The organism is Alphaproteobacteria bacterium, from assembly GCA_030739735.1.
Lineage (GTDB): Bacteria > Pseudomonadota > Alphaproteobacteria > UBA7887 > UBA7887 > UBA7887.
In genome coordinates, this window is record JASLYQ010000029.1 from 1 (window position 1) to 26,834 (window position 26,834).

Sequence of the window (26,834 nt, forward strand, 5' to 3'; positions counted from 1 at the left end):
TGGTTGCGGCTGAGGTGGTCGAGGAATGCACCAGCGTGGTCGAGGCCGACCACAGCAACTTGGTTGCCGAGATTTTGCGCGGGCAGGGAACCTTCACCGAATGGGACCACTACCCCAAGGGTGATATCTACGACGGAGCTACCCACTCGCAGTACTACTACCATGCGCATCCATCCAATCTGCGGGCCAACGAGCACGGACATTTCCATCTCTTCGTGCGCCAAAAGGGCATGCCCGAATCCATCAAGCCCGCGGCTCTGCCATCGTCGGTGCAAAGGCCTCTGGGTAACGATGCGCTGGCGCACCTGGTGGGGATATCGATGGATTCCGAGGGCCGGCCGATACGTATGTTCACGGTCAACCGCTGGGTCACCGGCGAGACCTGGTACAACTCAAATGACGTGATCGCGTTGCTCGACCTCTTCGAGATTAGCCACGCCGTCCCCTCATGGCCCACCAACCGCTGGGTAGGTGCCATGGTAAAGCTGTTTCAGCCACAGATCGGTTGGCTGCAGACCGAGCGCGACGAGGCGGTCAAGCTGTGGCATCTGGATAATCCCGAGGCTAAGCAACCGGTCTACGAGGACCATGGACTCGAGGTCACCTCGGTGGTCGAGGTTTCGGTCCAGACCCAGATCAAACTGGTGCGTAAAACGGCCGCAGTTGCCGACTGAGCCCAGGCGTTACTTGCCGCTTCTTCAATCAAGCACCGATTCGGGCAGCCAGAGGGCAAGCTCGGGAAAGCCGATCACAGCCATCAGGCCGATCACCTGAAGGATAACGAAGGGGATGATGCCAACATAGATCTGCTGGATTTTTACCCCTTCGGGCGCCACCCCCTTCATGTAGAAGAGAGCGAATCCGAATGGTGGTGTTAAAAACGATGTTTGCAGGTTCACAGCCAGCAGGATGGCAATCCAGGGAATGATGGTCGTCGCTTCTGGCACATGATCGCCGAAATCCATGGTGCGCATAATCGGCGCGAACAGCGGCAGGACGATCAGCGTGATCTCGATCCAGTCGAAGAAGAAGCCGAGCAGGAAGACCAGTACCATCATCATGATCAGCAAACCCCAGGAGCCTAGGGCGGCCTGGGTGACGTAATGGTGCACCAGATCGTCGCCGCCAAGCGAGCGATAGACATAGGAGAACGCGGTGGCACCGATGAAGATGCCGAAGATCATGCCGATGGTAAGCGCTGAGCGCTCTGAGACGTCCTTGAGGACGCGCCAGTTGAGCTTGCGGTTGGCGATTGCTAGCAGGAGGGCACCAAGGGCACCGACGCCGGCCGCCTCGGTGGGTGTCGCCCAGCCAGCGAAGATTGAGCCTAGCACGAAGACGATAAGCAGGATCGGTGGCACGAAGCTGCGCAGCACCATGGTCCATAGTGCGGCCCGGTTCGCCGGCCCAATATCATCGGGCAGCGGCGGCGCCAGGGATGGGGTGATGCTGGTGCGCGTGTAAATATACACGAGGTAGAGGCCAGCCAGGGTCAGGCCTGGCAGCACGGCCGCCAGGAACAGCGTGCCAACCGAGATTGATAGAAGGTCGGCCATGATCACCAGCATGATGCTGGGCGGAATCAGAATGCCGAGGGTGCCCGAGGCGGCGATAGTGCCCGTCGCCAGCGGCACGTGATAACCACGGTCAAGCATGACCGGCAATGCCAGCAGGGTCATCATCACCACCGAGGCGCCGATGATGCCCGTGGTCGCGGCCATGATGGTGCCCATGATGGTCACCGACAGCGCCAAACCACCCGGCGTGCGCCGGAGCAGAACCTGCAGGCAATGCAGCAGGTCGTTGGCAACGCCCGATCGCTCGAGCATAGTGCCCATGAAGATGAACATCGGCACTGCCACCAGAATCAAGCTTTCGGCCGCCGTGCCCCAAAGGCGCGAAACAATGTTGAAATACTCGATGAAGGAAAACACACCAAAGTACATGCCGATGGCGCCGAAGGCGACGCCAAGTCCGCCAAGCACCCAAGCGACGGGATAGCCACTGAACAGAAGCACGGCCAGGGTGCCGAACATCACAAGCGGTAGCAGGTCGACGAAAGTCATGTCCGCCTCTCCCTGGAGCTGTCAGAAGTGCCAAGTGGCGGTGCGGTATCGTCGTGGTCCTCGGTGTCCAAGATCTCTTTAATCTCTTGCTGTGCTACGGTACGCAGATCTTCCGCGGCCACGTGCAATTCTGGCGCGTTTCGACGAACGTCTCGTTTCAAACGAGAGGGTCCGAAAAGGAACAGGGCGTTGCGGATGGCAACACTGGCGGCAGCGAGCAGTAGCAGAACCATGCCGATCGGTACGAAGGACTTAATGATCCAGCGATGGCTGAGGCCGGTCAGCGATGCCGAAACTTCGTTCATGTTGTAGGAGCGCATTGCGAATTCAAAGGAGAAGTAAAGTACCACCGCCGCGTAAGGCAGCAGGAAGATGATGGTGCCAATCAGCTCCAGCCAGGCCTTGACTTCTGGCGAGAAGCGCTCGCGTACGAGCTCGATGCGGACATGAGCGTTGCGCACATAGGCAAAGCCAAGGCAGAGCAGGAATAGTGCCGCATGCAAATGCCACTCGAGATCCTGGAACTTGGTCGAGGTGAGATAAGTCGCGACTAATTCGCCTGCCGCGACATTACCACTGGCCTTAAGCGATTCCGCCAAGGATGAGAAAAAATGCACTTTGCGATTGACCACGTCAACGATGATCACCGCGACGAGAGGGAGCAACAGCCAAGCCGCCAGCTTGCCGATATGCGTATTGAGGCGGTCGAGCGCCACGCTCAAACCCATCAGGAACTGCATGAATCCTCCTCAGTCGTGAGACGTGACCGGACTCGGCGCGCCGGAAGTAGTAGTGACCACAATGTTTTGATCAGGCTCGGAAAAAGATGTCCGCCAGCCCCCATTCGAACGGTGGCGCATCAAACCAATGTGACAACCATATGACAACAAGAAAAAAGCTCTTGTGATTGCGCCACCGACAGTGGCCAGCACTGCATTGTCGTGTCTGGCCGGACGCTATAGAAAAGCGACCTCTTGGCTGGAGGCTGTTAATGACGCAAACGGCGGCTTCCATGGGTTTGCGCAGTCAGATCGCCAGCCAGCCGCAATCTACCGGTAGGGTGATACCGGTTACCGCCGAGGCGGCGTCGCTGGCCAGGTAGAGGATGGCGCCGGCCATTTCTTCGGGTTGGGCGAAGCGGCCCATGGGTGTGCGCTCTTCGATGAAGGCTTTCGCCTGGTTGTTGGTGCGCAACGGCGCCGTCAGGTCGGTCTCTGTGAAGGTTGGGCCGATGGCGTTGACGCGCACGCCGCGCTGGGCCCATTCCGCAGCCAATGCGCGGGTCATGTTGACCACTGCGCCCTTGCTAGCATGGTAGGGGAGGTTGGGATAGAAGCCGCCGCCCGAGAGCCCCATGATCGAGGCGATGTTGATGATGGCGCCCTTGCCCTTCACCAACATGTGCTTGCCGGCCTCGCGCGAGCATGTGAAGACCGCGGTCTGGTTGATCGCGATGACTAGGTCCCAGGTCTCGGTTGGCATGCTCTCGGTGGGATCGCGCCGCGCGATTCCGGCGTTGTTAACGAGAATGTCGATGCCGCCGAAGGCGTCGGCGATCGCGGCGAAGGTCTCGATCACCGCTCCCTCGTCGGTCACGTCGCAGACCCAGGCGCGAGCCTCGCCACCGGCCTCAGAGATCTCGCCGACGGTCTGCTGCGCCGTGGCTTCGTCGAGATCGAGTACGGCGATCTTGGCCCCGGCCTCGGCCAGCGCCAGGCAGGCGATGCGCCCCAGGCCCTTACCGCCGCCGGTAACGATGGCGGTATCGCCATCGAGGCGGAAGCTCGCTAGAACCGAGAATGAGCGTCTGTCGTCCATGGCTGGGCTCTCCTAGAACTCACCGAATTTAAGATAGGCTTCCTTGGGATTGGTGCCGGCAAGGATGGCATCGCGCATTTTATTCTCCGCGACGACCGCCTCATCGCGGCTGAGATGCGGCGCGCGACACCCGCTGAGGGTCCAGATCGGTCCGGCTAAAGTGCTCTCAGGATCGAGTGCCTGAACCTTGGGTGGCAGGGCCTGGCCAGTCATGCCCAGGTCGGAAAGCGTATCATAGACCACACCCGTATAGAGCGCGCGCAAGCGTTCGCTGAGATCGGCCATCCACCATGTATCCACTTGATAACGGCGCTAATTGCCAGTTTGGATGATACACTTGTTGGTTTGTGGGTCGAAATCGCCTGGACATGCCAAGCGCACGGGGTTGAAGTCGTCGCGCTGAGCCGAGCATGCGGCAAGCGCCAATCCTGCCGCAAGAATGCACAGGGTCGCGAGATGGCGTGTCGGCTTGGTCATGGCCATATCCTCTCCCAGTGGGGTTTGTTCGTGCGGGCGGTGACTATAGCCCGCTATTGTCGAACCGCGAAAGCCGTTCCGCTGCGGCATGGGCGAAGAGTAAGGTTTGGCGATTACGGGCGGCCGTGGACATCGGTGATAACGGGGCGGGACACACCACCTTGCCGCCGAATCGGTCAGCGATAATGATCCCAGTGTTCTCCGGCAGCCCCGCCAGAGGAAAGTCAGCGGTGACGGCAAAATAGAAGCGATCGCAGGCGTCTAGATAGTCGGGCCACTTGTCGTCGGCGCGCAGGTCGGAAAGGCCCGATTTCACTTCGACAATGGCAAAGCGGCCACGCCCGTCGAGGCCGATGATGTCCACCCGGCGTCCGCCGGCGAGGCGCAGTTCGGTGAGGCTACGATAGCCGAGGTCGCCGAGCAGCCGCACCGCCCCGCGCGTGATGTCCTTGGTCGCGGTGCACCCCGTGCTCACCTGCTCGTGCCTGGCGAGATCGGGCCCGTTGCTCGGCACGGTATCACGCACGAAAGCCCCGGGCTGCTTGGCCCAATGCCCTGCCTGCCCGAAGGGTAAATCGTGCTGCATGATCCCGCGCCGCGGCTTATCGCTGCGAGGGTCGAAGCTGTTAGGTCAGAAACAGCGCCATAAGCGCCAGTGTGATGGCTGCCGCTGCTGTGGAATAGATGGTTAGGCGCATGAACGCCTTCCATGTGGCCTGGTGCTCCTCAAGCGCCTGTTGTGCACTATATGCCATTCTCGATGACCCCCTAGGCTATGTTCCCCTGGATTCGGCGCGGTAGAGATAGCCCACGCGGGGGCTTGGCACAAGACCGTGTACACAGGGCAAGAATCCCTAGCCTCGGGTCTTGTGTTGCATAATTACAACACCATATCTCCGGTGGACCACCGCCGCTTGGGAGCGCCATGAACTTCGAACGATACAGCGAACGTAGCCGCAGCCTAATTTCAACCGCCCAGACCCAGGCGATTACCGCCGGGCATCAGCAGCTGACGCCTGAGCATCTGCTCAAAGCATTACTCGAGGATGACGACTGCCTTGCCATCAATCTCCTCTCCGCTGCCGGTGGCAGGCCGGAGCAGGTGCTCGAGCTTGTCGAGGCTGCGCTGGCCAAGTTACCGTGCGTCGAAGGCGGTGGCGGTGGGCAGCTCTACATGGCGCCGGAGACGGCACGGATTCTCGAGCGTGCCGGAGTGATCGCGGAGCAGGCCGGCGACCGCTTCGTGACCGCCGAACGCCTGTTGCAAGCGCTGACTGAGGCCAAGGGCAGTACAGGCGCGCGCCTGCTCGGTGATGCCGGGGTCACGGTGGAAGCGCTGGGCAGCGCGATCGAGCGCCTCCGCAAGGGTCGCAAGGCGGATTCGGAGAACGCGGAAGACTCCTACGACGCCCTCGACCGCTATGCCAACGACATCACGGAAATGGCACGCGCGGGTAAGCTAGATCCGGTGATCGGGCGTGACGAGGAGATCCGACACACTGTCCAAGTTCTATCGCGGCGCACCAAGAACAATCCCGTGTTGATCGGCGAGCCAGGTGTTGGCAAGACTGCCATCGTTGAAGGTTTGGCTAATCGCATGGTTGCCGGTGACGTACCAGAATCTCTGCATAACAAACGGTTGCTATCGCTCGATCTCGGCGCCATGGTGGCCGGAGCCAAGTTCCGTGGCGAGTTTGAGGAGCGACTTAAGTCTCTACTGTCCGAGGTGCAAGCGGCCGAGGGCGAGGTGGTGCTGTTCATTGACGAGCTGCATACTCTGGTTGGAGCCGGTGCTGCGGAAGGGGCGATGGATGCTTCCAATCTGCTCAAGCCGGCTCTAGCGCGGGGCGAGCTGCATTGCATCGGTGCCACGACGCTCGACGAGTACCGCAAACATGTCGAGAAGGACGCCGCCCTGGCGCGCCGGTTCCAATCCGTGCTGGTCTCAGAGCCGAGCGTAGAGGACACCATCTCGATCCTACGCGGCCTAAAGGAGAAATACGAACTGCACCACGGCGTCGCCATTACGGATGGCTCTATCGTTGCTGCAGCAACCTTATCTAACCGCTATGTTGGTGATCGCTTCCTGCCCGACAAAGCAATCGATCTGATCGACGAAGCGGCGAGCCGAAAACGCATGGAGGTGGATAGCAAGCCGGAAGCGCTCGACGAACTGGACCGCCGCCTGACGCAACTCAAGATCGAGCGCGAGGCCTTGCGCAAGGAGAGCGACCCGGCCTCGGTCGAGCGTCTGACCAAGCTCGAAGGCGAGCTCGCCGATCTCGAAAGTCGGGCCGGCGCCATGACCGCTAAATGGCAGGCCGAAAAGGACCTTCTGCACGGTGTCCAGGACACTAAGGAGAAGCTCGAGGAAGCGCGCATCGCGCTCGTCAACGCCATCCGTGACGCCGATTACGAGCGCGCCGGGGAGCTCACTCACGACGTCATCCCGGCACTCGAAGCCAAGCTTGCCGATGACGCGGGCGGTGGCGATGGCGCCCTGATGGTCAGCGAGGAAGTCAGTGCCGACGATATTGCCAGTGTCGTCTCGCGCGCCACGGGCGTGCCCGTCGAACGCATGTTGGCGGGCGAGCGCGAAAAGCTGCTCGACATGGAGACGCAGCTGCATCGCCGCGTCATCGGTCAGGATGATGCCATCTCGGCGGTATCCAATGCCGTGCGTCGGGCTCGTGCCGGCCTTCAAGACCCGACGCGGCCGATAGGCTCGTTCCTGTTCCTCGGTCCCACCGGCGTCGGCAAGACCGAGTTGACGAAAGCCCTGGCCGAATTTCTGTTCAATGACGAGACGGCACTGGCGCGCATCGATATGTCGGAATACATGGAGAGGCATGCGGTTTCGCGGCTGATTGGGGCTCCGCCCGGCTATGTCGGCTATGACGAGGGCGGTGCGCTGTCGGAGTCGGTGCGCCGTCGCCCTTACCAGGTCGTCCTGTTCGACGAGGTCGAGAAGGCCCATCCGGACGTTTTCAACGTGCTGCTGCAAGTGCTCGACGACGGCCGCCTGACCGATGGCCAGGGCCGCACCGTGGATTTCCGTAATACGCTGATCGTGTTGACCTCGAATCTCGGTAGCGACCACCTCGCCAACCTGCCGGTGGGAGAAGACTCCGAGGCCGCTCGAACGGCGGTGATGGCGGAAGTTCGCGCCGCCTTCCGACCGGAGTTTCTCAACCGGCTCGACGAGACAGTGTTATTCCACCGCCTCGATCGTTCGCAAATAGGCGGCATCGTCGATATCCAGGTGGAGCGGCTGGCCGCACTATTGAGCGATCGCGATATCACTCTCGAACTCGACGATATCGCACGCGAATGGTTGGCGACCGCTGGTTTTGATCCTGTCTATGGCGCCCGGCCGCTCAAGCGGATCATTCAACGTAGCCTGCAGGATCGCCTGGCGACACTGATCCTCGACGGCAGCATTCGCGATGGCGATACCGTCGAGGTTGGTGCCGGCGAAGACGGTCTGGCGATCGCCTGGCGACAGCCGAAAGCGGTTTAGCGCTCCTGCGCTACGGCGCGAATACCTGGCAGTTTCGCATAGAGGATCTGCATCCGGTCGCGCTCGGCGCCGAACCGTGACAGGTCCGACCCTGCCAGTCTGATGCCGGTCGGAAGCTTGACGCTGAGCGGGTTGACCTGCTTGCCGTGGTGAAAGATCTCATAATGCAGGTGTGGGCCGGTTGAGCGCCCGGTGCTGCCGACATAGCCGATGATTTGCCCCTGGACCACGCGCTTGCCCCGATAGACCCCCTTGGCGTAGCTCTTCAGATGCGCGTATGCGGTGCTGTAGTTGCTGTTGTGGCGGACGCGGATATATTCTCCGTAGCTGCCGTAGCGCGAGGCGCGTTCGACCACGCCATCGCCCGCCGCATAGATCGGCGTGCCGCGCGGCGCCGCGAAGTCGATGCCCCGGTGCATCTTGGTGTAGCCCAGCACCGGGTGGCGCCGCGTGCCGAAGCGGGAGGACAGCCGGGCGCCGTCGATCGGCGTACGCATTAGTGCCTTGCGCGTGCTGCGACCCTGGGCGTCAAAATAGTCTATCCGACCGTCGGCCAACTCATAACGATAGAGTGGCGTGTCGGCGCCAGATAGGTTCATCGAGGCGAAATAGATATCACCGGCCTGCACTTCGTTGCCCTGATTGTCGACAAGCATGTCAAACATCAGGGTGAAGGTGTCGCCGCGCTGGATATCGCGCTGGAAATCCACCTCGAAGCTGTAGATGCGAATCATCTTCATCATCACTGCTAACGGTAAACCGGCCTCGACGGCTGCCTCGTAGAGGCTGGTCTCTATAGAGCCCTCGATACGGTGCAAGTCGCGCACCAGACCTTTGTCGACATAACCCGAGACGAAGCCACCGTCTTCGAGGCGCACCACCTCGAGGCGCGACTCGCCGCCCATGTCGAGACTCAGGGCGCCGAGGCGATGTTGCGATGTCGGCCGGCGGGCCAGGTCACCTTCCCGTGCCGCGCCAACGAAGGTCACGGCCAGTTTGTTGCCGGCCCGTAACCGCCGTGGATCGTAGAGCTCGCGTATGGCGGTGATCGCCTTGTGTGCCTCCGTCCTCTCAACGCCGGCACCGACCAGCGCGCCCATCAGCGTGTTGCCCTTGCCGATGGTCACATTGTGAACCATCGTGTCGGCATTGAGGTCGACGATACGATGGCCGTTGACCCGGCTCGCCAGATCATCGCCGTTGGGCGCTTCGGCGGCCGCTGCCCCGCGCTCTTCCGGCGGTAGGCTGGCAAGGCGCCGATCCTGGACCTTGGCCATTTGCGCCGCCGCTTCCAGCGCTGCGAGATTGGTCTTGCGGGCATGGAAGCTATTGCCCTGGCGCTCGACCACCACGGCTGACTTGCGTCCCGTTTGCAGTGTAAAGCCTACCAACTCTCTCTCACCGATGGGTCCGAGGATCTCCACCACCAAGCGCTGACCGACCCTTAGGCGGTTGGGGTTGTGCACCTTTCGCAGGCTGGTCAGGGCGCGGACGATGTCGCCCTGGCCCGCGCCTACATCGGCGAGCAGCACGGTCAGATTGTCGCCTCGCGCAATGGTCGTCACCTGGAAACTGTGGCTCACCGGCGGCAGGTCGGCCGGATTGATGCTCGGCTCCGGCGCGACTGCCTCGGCGACGTCCTCCGTCAGCGGCCAGCTCAGCGCCACGTCGTCTCTGCCCCGCAGCTTGGCCGAGAGGCCAACTAGCTGCTGGCGGTCGCCACCGGGCGGCACGTTGAAGGTCAGGCGGAAGGTCTCGCCGATCTGCAAGCGCCGCATGTCGACGACTTCGGAAAGCTCACGTACGGCACGGTTAGCTTCCGCACGATTGGCGCCAATTGCGACTAAGCGACTGAACAAGACATCGTTCTTGCCGAGGGTGATTCTGCGGATTTCGTTTTCATTGGACGGCGCCTCGCGCTCGGTCAGCCCTACGACCAGCGGCGCATCTGGCGTCGCCTCGCTCGTCGCCCCGGGCTGCTCTACCAGCTCCTGGGCGCGGGTGTCGCTGGCGACGATCGTCGCCGATCCGTGGTGCCAGTCTCCCTCGACGCCTCGCCCGACAACCGCCTCGCGGCCGTTCGGCAAAGTCATAGCCACACCGGCTAGGCGGGGCCTGTCCGCATCCGTCTCGAACGTCAGCGTTACCGCCTGGCCGATATGCATGCGCCACAGGTTGATGTGCTCGCCTATCTTCTCCGAGGCCGCGTAAGCGTCGCTGGTGCTGGCGCCGGCCATGATCAGCAGGCGGATAAGCGACTGTCCGCGTCTCAACACCACGTCACGCGCCGACAGCCCGCCGCCGTCGTCGGGTGCGAGCTCGACCATCGAGTCCAGTAGCGCCTCGGCCTCCGCGGTGGGTATCCGCCTGGCAGAGAAGTGCTTGCCAAAATCGCGAAAGGCCACCGCGACCCTGTCGTTTCGGAGATTGAGCGAGATGCTGATGAGGCGGTTGCTGGCGCCACCCGCGGTCATCGGATCGAGGCGCAGGGTGACGCTCTGGCCGATCTGTAGGCGTCGCAGGTTGAACACCTTGCCCAGCGCAGTCACGGCATTGGCAGTCTCGTTTCTGCTGATTCCCGCAGCGTGGAGAATATTAGTCAGGGTCTGTCCGCGCGAGATGCGCAATGTGCGGGTGGTGGCTTGCGCCGGCTCGAAGCCGCGTCCCTGCACCACGCCACCCTCGTCTATCACGTCGTCTGGGTGGCCGACCCGGTAGACTTTGGCGTTACCCTCGTAGCGCACGAGCGCGCTGCCCAAGTCGATCACGCCTTCATTGGCAAAGGACGCTGGCGGCAAGGAAAGACACACGCAAGCCGCGGCCATCCCCCCTAGCTTATGCGCAAGCCTCATGCGCAAGACCCCGTCAGTTGCCTACCCGCCACACGCCGACGCCATAACGCCAACTGCGCTTACCTCTATTCGAGCCTAAGCACGCCAACAAAAATGTGACGAATGTCCTGTTTTGTCAAATAAATCTAAAATTTATGAGAATTTTCACAAACCTGATTCTAGGGTGTGGCGAAAATCCGCTGCAACAGGGCAATGACACGGATGCCGGGACTGTTGCGGATAGCCACTTCCTCTCTCGCCAGCCTGTGCAACAGGTCCTCGCGGCCGAGGCACAGGCCCGCCGGTACGAATAGCACCAGCGGCAGCATGATGGCGAGATAGGTTGCGTTGAAAACTGTATCCGGACGCACCCGCTGCTCCCCGGGACTGGTGATCGCGACAGGGTAGCAAATCTCTTGATTGTTGCCGAAAAATCGCTACGACCGGCCCCGCGGTGCGATGAAGCGCCGACGGGAGGAGAAAGCCATGCCCGATCCGGCCCAACAGCATGCGGCGCCGAAGAGTGACCTCGAGATCGCCCAGGCTGCCACGCTGCGGCCCATCGCTGAGGTTGCCGCCGATGGCCTCGGCCTACCGGAAGAGGCGCTGGAGCCGCACGGTCGCAGCAAGGCGAAGCTCTCGCTCTCGCACATAGCCGGCTTGGCAAATCGCCCGGACGGCAAGTTGATCCTGGTCACTGCGATCACGCCGACGCCGGCGGGCGAGGGCAAGACCACCACGACTGTCGGTCTCGGCGATGCCTTGAACACCATCGGCAAGCGCGCCGTCATGGCGCTGCGCGAGCCAAGCCTCGGGCCGTGTTTTGGCATGAAGGGCGGCGCCGCCGGCGGCGGCTATGCCCAGGTCATGCCGATGGAAGACATCAACCTCCACTTCACCGGCGACTTCCACGCCATCAGCGTTGCCAACAACCTGCTTGCTGCCATGGTCGACAACCACATCTACTGGGGCAATGAGGAGAAGCTTGACCTGCGCCGCATCACTTGGCGCCGTGTCGTCGACATGAACGACCGCGCGCTGCGCCAGACCACCTGCTCGCTCGGTGGCGTCGCTAATGGCTTCCCCCGCCAGGATGGCTTTGACATCACCGTGGCCAGCGAGGTCATGGCAATATTCTGTCTGGCAACGGATCTCGATGATTTGCAGCGTCGCCTCGGTAACATCATCGTTGGCTATCGCCGCGACCGCACACCCGTGCGCGCCTCCAGCCTGTCCGCGGCGGGACCCATGACGGCGTTGCTCAAGGACGCGCTGGCGCCCAATCTGGTGCAAACGCTCGAGGGCAATCCCGCCTTCGTTCACGGCGGACCCTTCGCCAATATAGCTCATGGCTGCAGCTCTGTCATCGCCACGCGCGCCGCCCTCAAGCTCGCCGACTATGTAGTGACCGAGGCCGGCTTCGGTGCCGATCTCGGTGCCGAGAAGTTCTTCGACATCAAATGCCGCAAGGCCGGGCTCGTGCCAGACTGTGCAGTACTGGTGGCAACGGTGCGCGCACTCAAAATGCATGGCGGCGTGGCGCGTGAGGATCTGGGCGAGGAGAACGTTGAGGCACTACGTGCCGGAATCGGCAATCTCGCACGGCACGTCGCCAATCTGCGCGGCTATGGCGTGCCGCTGGTCGTCGCGATCAATCGCTTTTCCGCCGATAGTGAGAGAGAAGTCACGCTGTTGCTGGAAAGCTGCATCGAGCTTGGCGTCGAGGCCGTTATGGCCGACCACTGGGCAGCCGGCGGCGCCGGCGCAATCGATCTGGCCGAGACCGTGGTGCGCACCATCGACAATGGCAGCAATGACTTCCAGTTTCTGTATCCCGACGGGCTCTCGCTGTGGGAGAAGACGCGCACCGTGGCGCAGCGCATCTATGGTGCCGAAAACATCATCGCTAACAAGACTGTCCGCAACCACTTTCGCGAGCTCGATGCCGCTGGCTTTGGCGAGTTTCCCGTTTGTATCGCAAAGACGCAATACAGTTTCTCGACAGATCCAGGCCTAAAGGGCGCGCCGAGCGACCATGTGGTGCCGATTCGCGAGCTACGTCTCGCCGGCGGTGCGGAGTTTCTCGTCGTGGTTTGCGGCGACATCATGACCATGCCGGGCCTGCCGCGACACCCGGCGGCCGAGAGCATCGGTGTTGACGGCGACGGCCATGTGGTCGGTTTGTTCTGATGCTGCACCTTGGTATGGAAATGACCGAGGACGGGAACTAGACGATGGATTGCCCAGCCTGAGCCGTCACCGGCGCTGGCAAATGAGGAAGGCGACGACAACGAGCGTTGCCAGATCACAATTTTGTTGCCCCGCCTGATTGCAGGGGCCTGACAGGCAGCCTGGGGATGGAGCGCACCCATACCCTGGTGGGGCGAGAGGCCGAGTTTGGGCGTTTTCATAGCGTGGCGCAATCGTGTCTGTAGCGGGGTCGTGGCCAGGCTGGTATTGGCAAGACGCATATGGCGGAGGAGTTTTTGACCATCGCTGATGGCCAATAGCTTCGCTTGCCATAACGGCTTCGTGCTCGATTTCAGTTCGGCATTGGCGGCAGGGAGAACGGCCGTCGGCCGCCGCATCGCGTTGACGGTGCTCAGTGCCAGCTCCGGCGTGTCACGCCCGGCGCGGCCTTTTTCATCCAAAAAATCTCCCTACTCCGCTGCGCAGGCGTAGGGCAAAACATCGGCCAGTGCATCAACAAGGATCGCCAAGTCCGCGGCTACGGAGCCTAGGCCATCGTGGGGGCACAATTTACGCTCGTCTAGGTATAAGGCGCGATTGACCTCGAGCTGCAGGGCATGGATGCCATCCTGCGGGCGGCCGTGGTGAACGGTGGTAAAGCCGCCGGCATAGGGCCGGTTGCGCACGACGCTGTGGCCGAGCTCGGTAAGCACGGATTCGGCACGCGCCGTGAGCTCAGGCAGGCAAGCACTGCCGTGACGATCGCCGAGCACGAAATCCGGGCTGGCCGCGCCCTGGCGTGCCAGCGCCTGTGATGGCATGGAGTGGCAATCGAGTAAGATGGCAAAGCCGAAGAGGTGGCGGGTTTCGCGCAGCAGTGCAGTGAGCGTCCGGTGATAAGGGAAGTAGCAGCTGTGTAGGCGGGTACGTGCCTCGGTGATGGGCAGAGTGTTGCTGTAGATAGCGACGCCATTGGCGGCGGTACGCGGCACCACCCCGAGCCCCGCACGTACCCGCGGCGAGTCCGGATTGGCGAAAGCGGGTAGGGGGCCGTCGAGCATACCGGGATCAAGCTCCAGCGGCTCACGGTTGGCATCCACGTAGGTGCGCGGAAAGAGCGCCTGGACCACCGGCACGCCGAGCTTTGGCAGGCCATCGATCAGCGCGTCCACATGGGCATCCTCCGAGCGCCGCAACTCATCTAGCCCGAGGCGCGAGCTGGCGAGAAAGGCGCGGTCGTAATGGCGGCCGCTGTGGGGGGAGGCCGCAACTAGCGGCCGCGTCTGCCGCGCTGGCCGCAGGATTTCGAACGGGGGATTTGTCTCCGTCTCCATCATCGTCTCGTAGTATGACCGAAAAGCGCTCTGTGTCATCATGGTGCCGATACTAGAAGGCTGGCCACGATATCAGCCAGTTCGAGGCATCGCCTCGTGAGGCGGGACCGTCGTCCGGGCTGTTCGCTGCGCTAGCGTCGCTGTGGCAAGCGACGAAGGGCGACTGGTGCGCCGCCCACGGTCTAGCGCAAAGTTAGGACGATACGGACGGTGCCTGGATGCACGCCTATCTGCACCGGGTTGAGGGCAATGCCGGCTGCTGCTACCACCGTGCCAGACGACCCCACTGCACCGCGCGGTTGCCCGAGGAGCGGCGCGACCTCGCCAACAAGATCGTGTTGATCGCGCTTGTGGCGATCGTGGCAGAGCAGTACAACGCGGAGTACGGTAGCACGGCATTCGCCCACGACATCGCCTAGCGGTGCGCTGCTGCACGGCGATGTTCGATCATGCCATTCATGGGTTAGTAGAGGTTACGCAATGACGACGATCAACCTTTTTACACCGATTACTGTTGGCGGTTTGCCGCTGTCGCACCGGGTCATGATGGCGCCGCTTACGCGTATGCGCGCCACGGTTCCAGGAAACACCGCCAACGAAATGATGGCACAATACTATGTCCAGAGAGCCAGTTGCGGTGGATTAATTATCGCCGAAGCCTCTCAGATATCGGCGGATGGTCGCGGTGCGCCATGCACGCCCGGTATCCATTCGCCGGAGCAGATTACCGGTTGGAAACTTGTCAGTGATGCCGTGCATGCTGAAGGTGGAAATATCTACCTACAGCTCTGGCACATGGGCCGCTTGTCTCATCCTTCGCACCAGCCCGACGGCGAGTTGCCGATCGCACCGTCGGCGGTGACGCCCAACGTCGAGATCACCACGCCCGATTTCAACCGCGTGCCCTGCCCGACCCCACGCGCCCTCGGGACAGAGGAGATCCCCGGTGTGATCGAGCGCTATGTTCATGCCGCCCACTGCGCCATGGAAGCCGGCTTCGATGGCGTCGAGATCCATTCGGCGAACGGTTACCTGCTGGAGCAGTTTCTGCAGACGCGCACTAATCGCCGCAGCGACGCTTATGGCGGCTCCATCGAGAACCGCTGTCGGCTGGTGTTGGAGATTACTCAGGCCGTCTCCGAGGTGTGGGGGGCGGATCGGGTTGGCATTCGCCTGTCGCCTTTTGGCATCGCCAACGACAGTGGCGAGGATGAGCCATTGCCGCTCTATTCGCACCTCATCCGCGAGCTCGATGCGTTCGGCCTGGCCTATCTCCACCTAATCGAGCCACGCGCCAGCGGTGCCGGGCAGCGCGAGGTGGATCACGAGGGGGTGCCATCGGCAGCGGAGCTCTTTCGTCCAATTTGGCAGGGCACGCTAATCGCTGCCGGTAACTTCCGCGGCGACAGTGCCAATACAATGCTGGCGAAGGGTGATGCCGATGCAATTGCGTTCGGCCGCTTCTTCATCTCCAACCCAGATCTTCCCGAACGGCTACGCCTGGGCGCCCCTTTGACCCCCTACGACCGCGCGACCTTCTACAGCCGCGGACCGAAAGGCTATCTCGACTATCCGACGATGGATGGGCCCGCAGCAGCTTGAGCCAAAGGGAGAATGGGTACGGTATGGAGACCGCTCTTGTCGTGTTTTGGTCAACAGCACGCCTGCTAACTACAACCGAGCATCACGCGCAGCAAGGTCTACATGCGGACCACTTTCGCCGGATCGTCTGCTAAAAGTACATTACCCTTGAGGGCGATGGCCTTGGGGAAGCGTTGGAATCTAGCGTTTGCCGAAACGTTTGCCCCAGCGTGATCTGTGTTGCGCTAATGATCTTTGAGCGTGACTAGAATGGCTGTTTTATTGGATATAGGGACCGTTCAGACTGGACGCAGGAGAAAAAGCGTGCGCAAACCTGATACGTTGACGCAAGAGATTGGTGTTCTCAAGCGGCGCGAAGTAGAAGCGCGAATTCTGGCACCCGTGATCGACGCGATGGGGGACGCTTTCGGCAGGGAAAAGGTTCTTGCGATTTTGTCGGAGGCCATCGTCAAGGTTGCACGTGAACAAGGCGCGGAGATGGCTAGGGAAATGGGCAGGAATGATGCCGGGGCCTTTGTCGATAATCTTGAAGCCTGGACCCGTGACGGTGCGCTTGAGATCGAAACCGTCACCACTAGGCCAGCCAAAGTGGACTTCAACGTAAAGCACTGTCGATATGCCGAGATGTATAGAGATCTTGGCATTCCGGAACTTGGAGTCATTCTCTCATGCAATCGTGATCACGCCATGATCGAAGGGTTTGCGCCTGATGCAGAGCTCAAGCGTACGCAAACGATCTTGAGCGGTGGTCCAAATTGCGATTTTCGGTATCAATTCATGGACGATGAGGGCGATTCAAGGGCTGCGTCCAGTATTCGCAAGGGGTCGCAAGTGTAAGAGCTGGATCGGGTGGGTCGTGGTCAGAAGCTTGGGGGAAGCCTGCGATATGGTGGTTGCCGTCTGATGTCCCCACGATCTCGACCTACGCGCAGCACACTATTGACCTCGTGCCGCACGCGGTAGACGGACACCGACTTTTCGACGTTGTTGACCGGCTGCTCTCCAAGATAATTGAAGCCGACAGCGAGCTTTGCCTCTGACTTCGTCCAGCATAGTGGGCCTCCTGCGATGCCTCTTGCCCGGCGTCCGGGAGCGTGGTCAGTTTGGGTAGTAGGTTGACGGATGAGATGAAGGACGCCCGCTATGCTGAACGAGGCGCTGTTGTCGATAAACCAGGCCACCACGCGAGAGCAGTGGTCGTTACCCGAGGCAGTGGGCGGCTATGCACGCCAGGGCGTGCACGGGATTGCCGTGTGGCACGACAAGCTGCGCGAGATCGGCCTGGCAGAAGGCGCGCGCCTATTACGCGAGCACGACATGACCGTGACGGGCTATTGCATCGGCGGGCTGGTCACTGCCACCGACCATGCCGCTTTGTCGGCGGCGCTCGACGAAAATCGCCGCGCCATCGAGGAAGCGGCGGTGATCGGGGCGCAATGCATCGTCTTCGTTGCCGGCGGTTTGGTTGATGGCTCGAAGGATTTGGTGGGCGCGCGGGCGCGCTGTCTCGACGCGCTCGATGTGTTGCTGCCCGAGGCGAAGGCGGTCGGTGTCACTATCGCGCTCGAGCCGTTGCATCCCATGATGTGCGCCAACCGCGCTGTGCTGACCACGCTTGGCGAAGCTAATGACTGGTGCGACCAGCTGGGCGCGGGTGGCGAGCTCGGTATTGCGGTCGATGTCTATCACCTCTGGTGGGACCCCAATCTGGCACACGAAATCGGCCGCGCGGGACCGCGCATCGTTGCCTTCCATATCAACGACTGGCTCGAGGATACGCGCGATCTGCGGCTCGACCGAGGCATGATGGGCGATGGCGTGATCGATATTCCTGGCATCCGCGCCATGGTCGAAGCGACAGGCTATGCCGGGCATCGCGAAGTCGAGATATTCTCTTCTCGTGACTGGTGGCAGCGCGACCCGGACGAGGTGGTGCGTATCATCAAGGAACGTTATCAGACAGCCGTCTAGGAGGAAGTCATGGAGCCTGTTCGCTGGGGTGTGCTGGGCTGCGCCGATATCGCCTTGAGGACCGTCATTCCGGCCATGCAGCAGAGTCCGTTGACGCCGGTCCTCGCACTCGCCTCGCGCAACGGCGACAAGGCGCGCGCGACCGCGGATTCGCTCTGTATTCCAAAGGCATACGAAAGCTACGAGGCGCTGCTTGCGGATGACGACATCGATGCAGTCTACAACCCCTTGCCCAATAACTTGCACCTTGAATGGAGCGTCAAGGCGCTAGACGCTGGCAAGCATGTGCTCTGCGAGAAGCCTCTCACCATGGATGCGAAAGAGGCGGAAACTCTGATCCATGCCCGCGATCGCACAGGCCTTTGCATCGAGGAAGCCATGATGGCGCGTGACCATCCGCAATGGAGTATCGTTCGAGAGCTAATTGAAGCCGGTAGGATTGGTCAGCTGCGAGCCCTCCACCTTGCCTTTTCGTATCACAATTCCGATCCCACTAATATCCGCAACAAGGTCGAGACCGGGGGTGGCGGCATTTACGACCTAGGCATCTACACCAGCACCATCGCGCGCTTGGTCTTCGCCGACGAGCCGCGCCGACTCGTGGCGCTGGTCGATATCGATCCCGACTTCGGCACCGATCGGCTGGCCTCGGTGATGCTCGATTTCGGCACCTCGCGCCAGGCTTGCTTCACCGTTGCCACCCAGACCGGGCGCTATCAGCAGGCGCAGATTCTGGGCGCTGAAGGCTGGATCCACATCGAGTTTCCCTTCGCCCACGTGCAGCCGCGTACGGTCTATCTGCATCATTGCTGTAGCCCTGGCTTCGACATCACACGCATCGAGGTGCCGACGATCAACCAGTATACTATTCAGGGAGAGCGCTTCTCGCGACTGATCCGCGGCGAGCCGACCACGGAGTGGCCGCTGGAGTTGGCGTTTGCCGGCATGCGTGTACTCGACGCTATTCGCCGCTCGCACGGAAGTGGCGGCTGGGAGGACGTATGAGCGGCGAACCCAGCACCGGCCGGGCACTGCTGCATCGCTTCAAGACGCTCGGCATCGACTATCTCTTCGCCAACTCTGGCACCGATTTTCCACCCCTTATCGAGGCCCTGGCGGGCGGTGATGTCGCGGCAATGCCGCAGCCGCTGGTCATGCCCCACGAGCACGCGGCGATGGGCATGGCGCACGGCTACACCTTGGCTACCGGAAAGCCCCAGGCAGTGATGGTGCACACTAATGTGGGGCTCGCCAATGCTGCCATCGGCGCGCTCAACGCGGCTTACGACCAGATTCCAATGATCCTCTGTTCCGGGCGCACGCCAGCCACTGAGAGCGGCCGGCTGGGCTCGCGCAGCAATCCCATCAACTGGGGCCAGGAGATGCGTGACCAAGCGGCGCTGGTGCGGGAGGTGGTGAAGTGGGACTACGAACTACGCTTCCCGGAGCAGGTCTACGATGTGGTCGACCGTGCCTGGGCCATCGCCATGTCGCAGCCGCGCGGCCCAGTATATCTCAGCCTGCCGCGCGAGGTTTTGAGCGCACCGTGCCCGCCGCCGCTGCAACCGGCACCGACCTTGGTGCCTGTGCAGATAGGTCCTGTCCACAAGGATGTGGCGAGGGCTGCCGAGATTCTGACTGCTGCCGAGCGGCCACTATTCATCGTTCAGCGTGGCGCCGGCGGTGCGGTCGGATTCGCCACCCTGGCTGGTCTGGTCGAGCGCTGGTCCATTCCCGTTGCTCAGTTTTGGCCGCTGCAGCTCGCTATCGCCAGCGATCATGCCATGAATGCGGGTTACGACCCGGCGCCGTGGCTGGTTGAGGCTGATGCGGTGCTGGTTATCAACGCGCTGACTCCCTGGGCGCCATCGCAAGTCTCGCCGCCAGACGACTGCAAGGTTATTCACATCGGGCCCGATCCCTTGTTCACCCGCTATCCAATACGCGGCTTCCGGGCTGACGTGACGGTGGCGGGTGAGGTGGCAGCGGTGCTGGCCGCGCTGGATGCTGAGATGGGTACGCCGGGCGAGCTGACGCGGCGTGCGCACGTTGCCGGGCGCTGTGCGGAGATACGCTCTGCCGCCGAGGCTGAGGCCGCCGCGGGCCGGGGTGCCCCCATGACAAAGGCCTGGGCCGCGCAGTGCGTGTCGGACCTGCTGGCCGAGCATGACGGCGTGCTGTTCACTGAGCTCGGTTGTCCCACGGCGAACATGACGCTGCGCCATGCGGAGGCCTTCTACCAGGAGCCCCACTCGGGCGGGCTCGGCTGGGGCTTTCCGGCGGCGCTCGGCAGGCGTCTCGCCGAACCCGGTCGGCTCGTGGTGGCGACCGTCGGCGATGGCTCCTATATCTTTGCCAACCCTACGGCCTGCCATCAGATTGCCGAGGCGCTGGACCTACCGATCCTGCTCGTCGTGCTCAACAACGCCGCCTGGGACGCGGTGCGTCGGGCCACTCTCGAGATATTCCCCGACGGTCATGCCGCACGCGCCAATGCGATGCCGCTGACCTCTCTCGCGCCGACCCCCGATTTTGCCAAACTCGCAGAGGCCCATCGTGCCTGGTCGCAGACGGTCGAAGCGGGCAGAGAGCTACCGGCAGCGCTTGCGCACGCGGCCCAGGTGGTGTTGAAGGAGCGTCGTCTGGCTTTGTTGGAAGTGCGGGTCTCTTAAGAGAATGGGCAAAATACCACTGGGCGCCATCCCGGGCCACTACGCGGCGCTGCTCGGCGAGGACCGGGTGGCCCTGATCCACCCAGAAGGTGAACTAAGCTGGGGCGGGCTCGAGCGCGCCACGAACCAACGGGCGCGTCGGCTTGCCAAGCTCGGCGTGGAAGCGGACGACCTGGTCACCATTGCCCTGCCCAACGGCAATCGCTTCTTCGAGACCACGTTCGCGATCTGGAAGCTGGGGGCGACACCGCATGTGGTGTCCTCGCGCCTGCCGGCGGCGGAGTTGCAGGAAATCATCGCCGTGGCCAAGCCGCGCCTGGTTATCGGTCCCGATCCGGAAATTCTGCCCGGCACCACAGTCCTGCCCGCGGATTTCACGGCCACAAGCCATGACGACGGGCCCATGCCGGCCAAGGTCGCGCACTATTGGAAGGCCATGTCGAGTGGCGGTTCCACGGGGCGGCCCAAGATCATCGTCGATCATAATCCGGCGGTGTTCGATCCGGATGAAGAGGATTTCCTCGACATGCCGAGCGCGGGCTGCCTGTTAAACCCGGGCCCACTCTATCACAATGCGCCCTTCATCATGGCGCATCGCGGCCTCTTTCGCGGCAACCAAGTGGTGGGCATGCTGCGCTTTGACGCGGCGGAGTCTCTGCGCCTGATCGAGCAGCACTGCGTTGAATGGGTGATGATGGTACCAACCATGATGCACCGTATCTGGCGCCTCGATGCGGCCGAGCGCGAGGCCTTCGATTTGTCGAGTTTGCGTATCGTTAGCCATGTCGCGGCACCCATGCCGGTCTGGCTCAAGCAGAACTGGATCGACTGGCTTGGGTCTGAGCGCGTCTGGGAGCTCTATGGCGGCACTGAAGGTACTGGCGTCACTTGGTGCAGCGGCACGGAATGGCTAGCGCACAAGGGTACCGTCGGTAAGACCGTGCGGGGCTCTAGCGTGCGCATTCTCGACGAAAATGGCAAAGATTGTCCGTCCGGGGTCATGGGCGAAGTCTATCTGATGCCGGAAGCCGGACCCGGAACTAGCTATCACTATATCGGCGCAGAGGCCAAAGTCGCGGATGGGGGCTGGGAGACTCTCGGCGATGTTGGCTACGTCGACGAGGACGGCTATCTCTATCTCGGTGACCGCCGTGGAGACATGATCATCTCGGGCGGTGCCAACATCTATCCGGCCGAGGTTGAGTCGACGCTGGCCGAGCATCCGGGTGTCGATACGGTAGTGGCGATTGGCTTGCCAGACGAGGATATGGGAGAGCTCGTACACGCCATTGTACAGCCGCATGACGACTGGAACGACAAACTCAACGACACCATGTTGGCGGAGTTTGTCAAAGAGCGTCTAGCCCGCTATAAGACACCGCGCAGTTATGAGTTTGTCACCTATTCATTGCGCAACGATGCTGGAAAAGTACGCCGCTCCCAGCTGCGCGCCGAGCGCATTCCCACTAAAGCCTAGGTTGGCTCCAACTCACGCTCTACCATCGGCTTGATCTCGGTATGAAAGTTTCCATGGTCACCAACGCTTTGCGGTGTGACGATCCGCCAACCTGGAAGTGAAACATGTAGTGCGAGGCACGTGAGGCGCGGATCTTGCCGCAGAGGTGCTCGGCGATGATCTCGCAATCGCCGATCAGGAGGTTCTGTGCCATCTCCTCGAGCGGAATCTCATCCGGCAGGGGCACTTCCGTCATCATGCCGCCGTCCATCACTTCGGCGCGCCGCCGCAGCGTTGAGGTCAGCCGCATCTGGTGGCGGCAGTTGTCAGCATAGGCCAGCGTCTTCTCCGGGCTTTCCGTGACGCACATGAAGCGTTGCACGCCAAGCGGCATAGTCTCGCTATCGCGCCCTTCCGCTGCGAACATCTCGGCGACGCGCGCGCACATGGTGCGTTGGTATTCAGCCCCTAGCCAACGTCCGGTGAACATGGGCGTCAGACCGCGCTGGGCGCAAAGCCTGTGGCCGAAGGGGTTGTCGCCGGCAAGCCAGATGTTTGGTATGTCATTGACAGGGCGGGCGCTGATATGGGTCTCGGGCAGCTGATAGTATCGACCGTCGTAAGCGAAGGTCTCTTGCCCGAAGGCGAGTAACAGCATGTCGAGAAATTTCGTCAGCATGCCCTGGGCATCGGTCAGATCCTTGCCGAAGCGGTCGAACTCGTAGGGCTGATAGCCGCTGCCGACACTGAGCACCAGGCGCCCGCCGCTTAACGAATCGACCACGCCGATCTCCGCCAACAGGCGTGCCGGATCATAAAGCGGTACTACAATCACCGCGGGACCGAGCTGGATCTCCTTAGTGACGCCCGCGCAATGGGCCGCCATGAGCAAGGGCGAAGGGCAGATACAGTAATTGGAGAAATGATGCTCGGCAAACCAAGCGATCTCGAAGCCAAGCCCGGCCACACGCTGGTGGTGGACGGCGGCGCTACCCTGATCAGCCGGGCGCGTGCGTCCGACGACCAGCCTGCGGACCTCTGAAGAGAGACGGTGACCGACGGGCAAGCTTATGGCAGGCGGGTGGGCGCTATGTTGCGCAGCGGGGTAGCGGAAGTCCCGATTCCCTGCTATGCCGGGCGCCTTGGGCTTCCTGCAGAAAAGCTAACAAGAGAAGTGAGGCGATGAAGGCAATACGGTATGAAGCGCCGCGCGACCTGGATCAGGCGGTGGCATTACTGAACGAGGCCGGCGGCGATGCGCGCGTGTTGGCCGGCGGCAGCGACCTCCTGGTACAGATGCGCGCCGGTCTGGTGCGGCCCGGGCTGATCGTGGATGTGAAGCACATTGAGCAGATGTGCACCATCGGCAATGACGATGGTGGATTTCGCATTGGTGCCGCGGTATGCGGCGCGGCGGTGGGTGAACATGCGGCTCTCGGTGCGGCTTGGCCGGGCGTCGTGGAGGCGACCGAGCTGATCGGCTCGACACAGGTTCAGGGCCGGGCTTCGCCAGGTGGCAATCTTTGCAATGCTTCGCCTGCGGCCGATAGCGTACCCGCCATGGTTGCGGCTGGCGCCGTATGCACTGTCGTCGGGGCGAACGGCAGCCGTGACGTGGCGGTCGAGGATATTCCGACCGGCCCGGGGCAGACCTCGCTCGCAGCGGGCGAATTGGTGGTGGATTTCCGCCTGCCACCGCGTCCGACGAACGCGTCTGACGCCTATCTGCGCTTCATCCCACGCACCGAGATGGACATCGCCGTGGTCGGCGTTGGCATCAGTCTCAGCCTCGACGGCGGCGGCAACGTGAGTGCCGCGCGGGTCGCCTTGGGGGCCGTTGCGCCGACGGTTCTGCGTGTCGATGCCGCGGCGGAGGCGATCACCGGACGCGGCCTCGATGAGGCCGCGCTCGACGCATTGGCTGCCGCTGCCAGCGCCGCTTGCCGCCCGATAGACGACAAGCGCGGCACTGCCGAATATCGAATAAAGGTGGCGGGCGTGCTGGCCCGGCGCGTCGCCCTTATTGCTAAAGATCGGGCAGGGAGCTAAGCAATGGCACGGCATCACGTAACCACCACCGTCAACGGCGAGCCCGTTGAATTTCTCTGTGATACCGAGCAGACCCTGCTCGATGCGCTGCGCGACGAGCTTAGTCTGACAGGCGCCAAGGAAGGCTGTTCTTCTGGCGACTGCGGCGCCTGCAGCGTCATCGTTGATGACCGGCTGGTGTGCTCCTGCCTGGTGCTCGGGGTTGAGGCCGAGGGCGCCAAGATCGAGACAATCGAGGGCATGGCTGAGGGCGAGAAGTTGCATCCGTTGCAGCGGGTTTTTCTGGAAGAGGCAGCGCTACAATGCGGCTTCTGCACGCCGGGTATTCTCGTCGCCGCAAAGTCACTATTGGAGCGCAATCCGGATCCGAGCGAGATCGAGATCCGCTATTGGTTAGCTGGCAATCTTTGTCGCTGTACGGGCTATGACAAGGTGGTGCGCGCGGTGCAAGACGCGGCTGCCGAGATGAGGGGAGCCTAGCGATGGGTGAACAGTCCCAAAATTACAAGTGGATAGGCAAGCGCACCTTGCGTCCGGACGGTCCGGACAAGGTAACCGGACGGGCCAAGTTCGGCGCTGACCTGGCTTTGCCGGGCATGCTGCACGGCCGTGTGCTGCGCAGTTCCCATGCCCATGCCAACATCCGCGGCATCGATACCAGCAAGGCTGAGGCTCTGCCCGGCGTTAAGGCGGTGATCACCGGTGCCGACTTTCCCAATCCCGGCCAGGGCAAGATGATCGCTTTCGGCGAAGGGCAACTCAACTACAGCGACATGGCGCGCAACGTTATTGCGCGCGAGAAGGCGTTTTATGACGGCCATGCAGTCGCCGCGGTGGCGGCAACGAGCGCGGCAGCCGCCGAGGAGGCCCTATCGCTGATCGAGGTCGACTACGAGTTGCTGCCACACGTCATCGACGTCGAGGCGGCGATGGAGCCGAATGCGCCCGTGTTGCATGATAACCTGTTTACCGACGGTGTTACGCCAACGCCCGACAAGCCGTCCAATATAGCCAGTCGCCTGGAGTTCAATCTCGGCGACGTCGAGGCCGGCTTCGCCAAGGCCGACGCGGTGGTTGAGCGCAAGTTTACCACCCAACCCGTGCATCAGGGCTATATCGAGCCCCACGCTGTGGTCGCCGAGGCCACTGAGGACGGCCAGGTACGCATCTGGTGCTCCTCCCAGGGTGCCTTCATGGTACGTGGCAACACGGCCCAGGCCCTGGGGATGGACATGGCGCAGATTCGCGTCACCCCTGCCGAGATCGGCGGCGCTTTCGGCGGCAAGACCGTGATCTATCTGGAACCGCTGGCGGTGCGCCTGTCGCAAAAGGCGGGGCGGCCTGTTCGCATGGTGATGAGCCGCGAGGAGGTTTTCCGCGGCTCCGGCCCGACCTCGGGCTCGGCGATGGAAGTTAAGATTGGCGTCACCAAAGATGGTAAGATCACCGCTGCCCAGGCGACTCTCAAGTTCCAGGCTGGTGCCTTCCAGGGCTCGCCGGCGGGGCCCGGTGCCATGTGTGCCTTTGGGCCCTACGATCTGGAGAACGTCAACGTGGTCGGCTACGACGTGGTGGTCAATCGGCCCAAGGTCGCGGCCTATCGCGCACCCGGCGCGCCGATCTCTGAGTTTGCCGTCGAAAGCGTGCTCGACGAGATCGCCGGCAAGATCGGTATCGACCCGTTGGAGTTGCGCCTGAAGAACGGCGCTAAGGAAGGCACCCAGGCCGCCTATGGTCCCAAGTTCGGCCCGATTGGCTATCTGGAGACCGTCGAGGCGGCAAAAGCGCACGAGCATTACGCGGCACCGTTGGGACCCAACCAGGGCAGGGGAGTGGCCTCGGGCTTCTGGTTCAATATCGGCGGCGAGTCGAGCGCGTCAATGCAGATCAGCGAGGACGGTACCGCGACGGTGCTCACCGGCAGCCCCGACATCGGCGGCTCGCGCGCCTCGATGGCGATCATGGCGGCAGAGGTGCTGGGCATCGATGTCGATAAGGTGCGCCCGATAGTTGCCGACACTAACTCCGTCGGCTACTGTTTCGTGACTGGCGGTAGCCGCGTCACTTTCGCCACCGGTATGGCGGTGATTCAGGCCGCCGAAGACGTCGTTGACCAGATGCGCCAGCGCGCCGCCAAGGAATGGGACATTCCCGTTGATGCGGTGGTCTGGGAGGATGGCTGTGCCAAGCCAGCGGGTAGCAATGCGGGCGACTTCGAGCCGCTCTCGATCGACGATATCGCCGCCCAGGCGGGCAAGACCGGCGGGCCGATTTCGGCCAACGCGGCGCTCAACGCGCAAGGTGCGGGGCCCGGCTTCGGCACCCATATTTGCGATGTTGAGGTCGACCCGGAAACCGGCCGTGTCACGATATTGCGTTACACCGCCATTCAGGATTGCGGCAAGGCCATCCACAAGGCCTATGTGGAAGGCCAGATTCAGGGCGGCGCGGCGCAAGGAATCGGCTGGGCGCTGAACGAGGAATATATATATGACGAGAAAGGCCGCCTCGATAATCCCGGCTTCCTCGACTACCGCATTCCCGTCGCCTCGGACCTGCCGATGATCGAGGCGGTCATCGTCGAAGTGGCCAACCCGACCCATCCCTACGGCGTGCGCGGCGTCGGCGAGGTGCCGATCATTCCGCCCATGGCGACGGTGGCCAACGCCATCGAGGGCGCCATCGGCGTGCGCATGACTGAACTGCCGATGTCGCCGCCCAAGGTATTGGCGGCGCTCGATAATGGCCGTTGAGTCCGGCAGAGGGTGAAGCGCCGAAGCGGCCACATATCATGGCGCGCATCATCCTCACTTCCGGCCTCGGCAAGCAATATGCCGGCGGCCAGACC

24 protein-coding genes are annotated in these 26,834 nt (G+C 62.2%); 13 read left to right on the plus strand and 11 right to left on the minus strand.

Annotated features, from left to right (window positions below; translation table 11 throughout):
• A partial coding sequence (locus tag QF629_12140) for a hypothetical protein (GenBank protein ID MDP6014273.1) occupies positions 1–674 on the plus strand: 674 nt, incomplete at its 5' end.
• Between the two features lie 24 nt (positions 675–698).
• Here QF629_12140 and QF629_12145 read toward each other — a convergent pair.
• From QF629_12145 to QF629_12175, 7 genes are all read right to left on the minus strand, one after another.
• Positions 699–2,066, minus strand: a complete 1,368-nt coding sequence (locus QF629_12145) for a TRAP transporter large permease subunit (GenBank protein ID MDP6014274.1) — start codon at positions 2,064–2,066, stop codon at positions 699–701.
• The gene (locus tag QF629_12150) at positions 2,063–2,806 is read right to left on the minus strand and encodes a TRAP transporter small permease subunit (protein MDP6014275.1); all 744 of its coding nucleotides are present in this window, start codon (positions 2,804–2,806) and stop codon (positions 2,063–2,065) included. Before QF629_12150 ends, QF629_12145 begins: the two co-directional genes overlap by 4 nt.
• Positions 2,807–3,092: 286 nt before the next feature.
• Positions 3,093–3,884: an SDR family oxidoreductase gene (locus QF629_12155; GenBank protein ID MDP6014276.1), complete on the minus strand. Its 792-nt coding sequence runs from the start codon at positions 3,882–3,884 to the stop codon at positions 3,093–3,095.
• A gap of 12 nt (positions 3,885–3,896) precedes the next feature.
• Positions 3,897–4,169, minus strand: coding sequence for a hypothetical protein (locus QF629_12160; protein ID MDP6014277.1), 273 nt, complete (start codon positions 4,167–4,169; stop codon positions 3,897–3,899).
• 27 nt (positions 4,170–4,196) lie between these two features.
• Positions 4,197–4,361, minus strand: a complete 165-nt coding sequence (locus QF629_12165) for a hypothetical protein (GenBank protein ID MDP6014278.1) — start codon at positions 4,359–4,361, stop codon at positions 4,197–4,199.
• A 43-nt stretch (positions 4,362–4,404) separates the two neighbouring features.
• Positions 4,405–4,947: an MmcB family DNA repair protein gene (locus QF629_12170; protein MDP6014279.1), complete on the minus strand. Its 543-nt coding sequence runs from the start codon at positions 4,945–4,947 to the stop codon at positions 4,405–4,407.
• A gap of 40 nt (positions 4,948–4,987) precedes the next feature.
• Positions 4,988–5,116 (minus strand): aa3-type cytochrome c oxidase subunit IV, encoded by a 129-nt coding sequence (locus tag QF629_12175; GenBank protein ID MDP6014280.1) that lies wholly within the window; start codon positions 5,114–5,116, stop codon positions 4,988–4,990.
• Positions 5,117–5,286: 170 nt separating this feature from the next.
• Between QF629_12175 and clpB the strand changes: the two genes are divergently transcribed.
• The gene (gene clpB / locus QF629_12180) at positions 5,287–7,881 is read left to right on the plus strand and encodes an ATP-dependent chaperone ClpB (GenBank protein MDP6014281.1); all 2,595 of its coding nucleotides are present in this window, start codon (positions 5,287–5,289) and stop codon (positions 7,879–7,881) included.
• Here clpB and QF629_12185 read toward each other — a convergent pair.
• Together QF629_12185 and QF629_12190 are read right to left on the minus strand one after the other, a co-directional pair.
• Positions 7,878–10,649 carry a M23 family metallopeptidase gene (locus QF629_12185; GenBank protein MDP6014282.1) on the minus strand — a complete coding sequence of 924 codons (2,772 nt, stop codon included), beginning with the start codon at positions 10,647–10,649 and terminating at the stop codon, positions 7,878–7,880. The two genes, clpB and QF629_12185, sit on opposite strands and share 4 nt — an antisense overlap.
• Before the next feature lie 242 nt (positions 10,650–10,891).
• Positions 10,892–11,083 (minus strand): hypothetical protein, encoded by a 192-nt coding sequence (locus QF629_12190; protein ID MDP6014283.1) that lies wholly within the window; start codon positions 11,081–11,083, stop codon positions 10,892–10,894.
• A 115-nt stretch (positions 11,084–11,198) separates the two neighbouring features.
• Between QF629_12190 and QF629_12195 the strand changes: the two genes are divergently transcribed.
• Positions 11,199–12,902: a formate--tetrahydrofolate ligase gene (locus QF629_12195; GenBank protein MDP6014284.1), complete on the plus strand. Its 1,704-nt coding sequence runs from the start codon at positions 11,199–11,201 to the stop codon at positions 12,900–12,902.
• A 470-nt stretch (positions 12,903–13,372) separates the two neighbouring features.
• On the opposite strand, the gene QF629_12200 is transcribed toward QF629_12195, so the two are convergent.
• A complete protein-coding gene (locus QF629_12200) occupies positions 13,373–14,239 on the minus strand; it encodes an N-formylglutamate amidohydrolase (GenBank protein MDP6014285.1) in 867 nt (288 codons plus the stop codon).
• 215 nt (positions 14,240–14,454) lie between these two features.
• Here QF629_12200 and QF629_12205 point away from each other — a divergent pair, with 215 nt between their 5' ends.
• The 7 genes from QF629_12205 (at position 14,455) to QF629_12235 (ending at position 21,958) form a co-directional block, all read left to right on the plus strand.
• Positions 14,455–14,655 carry a hypothetical protein gene (locus QF629_12205; protein MDP6014286.1) on the plus strand — a complete coding sequence of 67 codons (201 nt, stop codon included), beginning with the start codon at positions 14,455–14,457 and terminating at the stop codon, positions 14,653–14,655.
• Positions 14,656–14,716: 61 nt separating this feature from the next.
• Positions 14,717–15,838, plus strand: coding sequence for an alkene reductase (locus QF629_12210; protein MDP6014287.1), 1,122 nt, complete (start codon positions 14,717–14,719; stop codon positions 15,836–15,838).
• Positions 15,839–16,141: 303 nt separating this feature from the next.
• Complete coding sequence (locus QF629_12215) at positions 16,142–16,675, plus strand: L-2-amino-thiazoline-4-carboxylic acid hydrolase (protein MDP6014288.1); 534 nt, start codon at positions 16,142–16,144, stop codon at positions 16,673–16,675.
• 306 nt (positions 16,676–16,981) lie between these two features.
• Positions 16,982–17,809 (plus strand): sugar phosphate isomerase/epimerase family protein, encoded by an 828-nt coding sequence (locus tag QF629_12220; GenBank protein MDP6014289.1) that lies wholly within the window; start codon positions 16,982–16,984, stop codon positions 17,807–17,809.
• Positions 17,810–17,818: 9 nt separating this feature from the next.
• Entirely contained in the window at positions 17,819–18,814 is a 996-nt protein-coding gene (locus QF629_12225) for a Gfo/Idh/MocA family oxidoreductase (protein MDP6014290.1), read from the plus strand.
• The gene (locus QF629_12230; GenBank protein MDP6014291.1) at positions 18,811–20,481 is read left to right on the plus strand and encodes a thiamine pyrophosphate-requiring protein; all 1,671 of its coding nucleotides are present in this window, start codon (positions 18,811–18,813) and stop codon (positions 20,479–20,481) included. Before QF629_12225 ends, QF629_12230 begins: the two co-directional genes overlap by 4 nt.
• Before the next feature lie 4 nt (positions 20,482–20,485).
• Positions 20,486–21,958 carry an AMP-binding protein gene (locus QF629_12235; protein MDP6014292.1) on the plus strand — a complete coding sequence of 491 codons (1,473 nt, stop codon included), beginning with the start codon at positions 20,486–20,488 and terminating at the stop codon, positions 21,956–21,958.
• A gap of 19 nt (positions 21,959–21,977) precedes the next feature.
• On the opposite strand, the gene QF629_12240 is transcribed toward QF629_12235, so the two are convergent.
• Entirely contained in the window at positions 21,978–22,904 is a 927-nt protein-coding gene (locus QF629_12240; GenBank protein ID MDP6014293.1) for an LLM class flavin-dependent oxidoreductase, read from the minus strand.
• A gap of 224 nt (positions 22,905–23,128) precedes the next feature.
• Between QF629_12240 and QF629_12245 the strand changes: the two genes are divergently transcribed.
• Genes QF629_12245 through QF629_12255 form a run of 3 tightly spaced genes read left to right on the plus strand, consistent with a single transcriptional unit; the run spans position 23,129 to position 26,739 of the window.
• Positions 23,129–23,986 (plus strand): xanthine dehydrogenase family protein subunit M, encoded by an 858-nt coding sequence (locus tag QF629_12245; GenBank protein ID MDP6014294.1) that lies wholly within the window; start codon positions 23,129–23,131, stop codon positions 23,984–23,986.
• 3 nt (positions 23,987–23,989) lie between these two features.
• Positions 23,990–24,466 (plus strand): (2Fe-2S)-binding protein, encoded by a 477-nt coding sequence (locus QF629_12250; protein MDP6014295.1) that lies wholly within the window; start codon positions 23,990–23,992, stop codon positions 24,464–24,466.
• Positions 24,467–24,468: 2 nt separating this feature from the next.
• Positions 24,469–26,739 carry a xanthine dehydrogenase family protein molybdopterin-binding subunit gene (locus QF629_12255; protein MDP6014296.1) on the plus strand — a complete coding sequence of 757 codons (2,271 nt, stop codon included), beginning with the start codon at positions 24,469–24,471 and terminating at the stop codon, positions 26,737–26,739.
• The last annotated feature ends 95 nt before the right edge of the window (positions 26,740–26,834 follow it).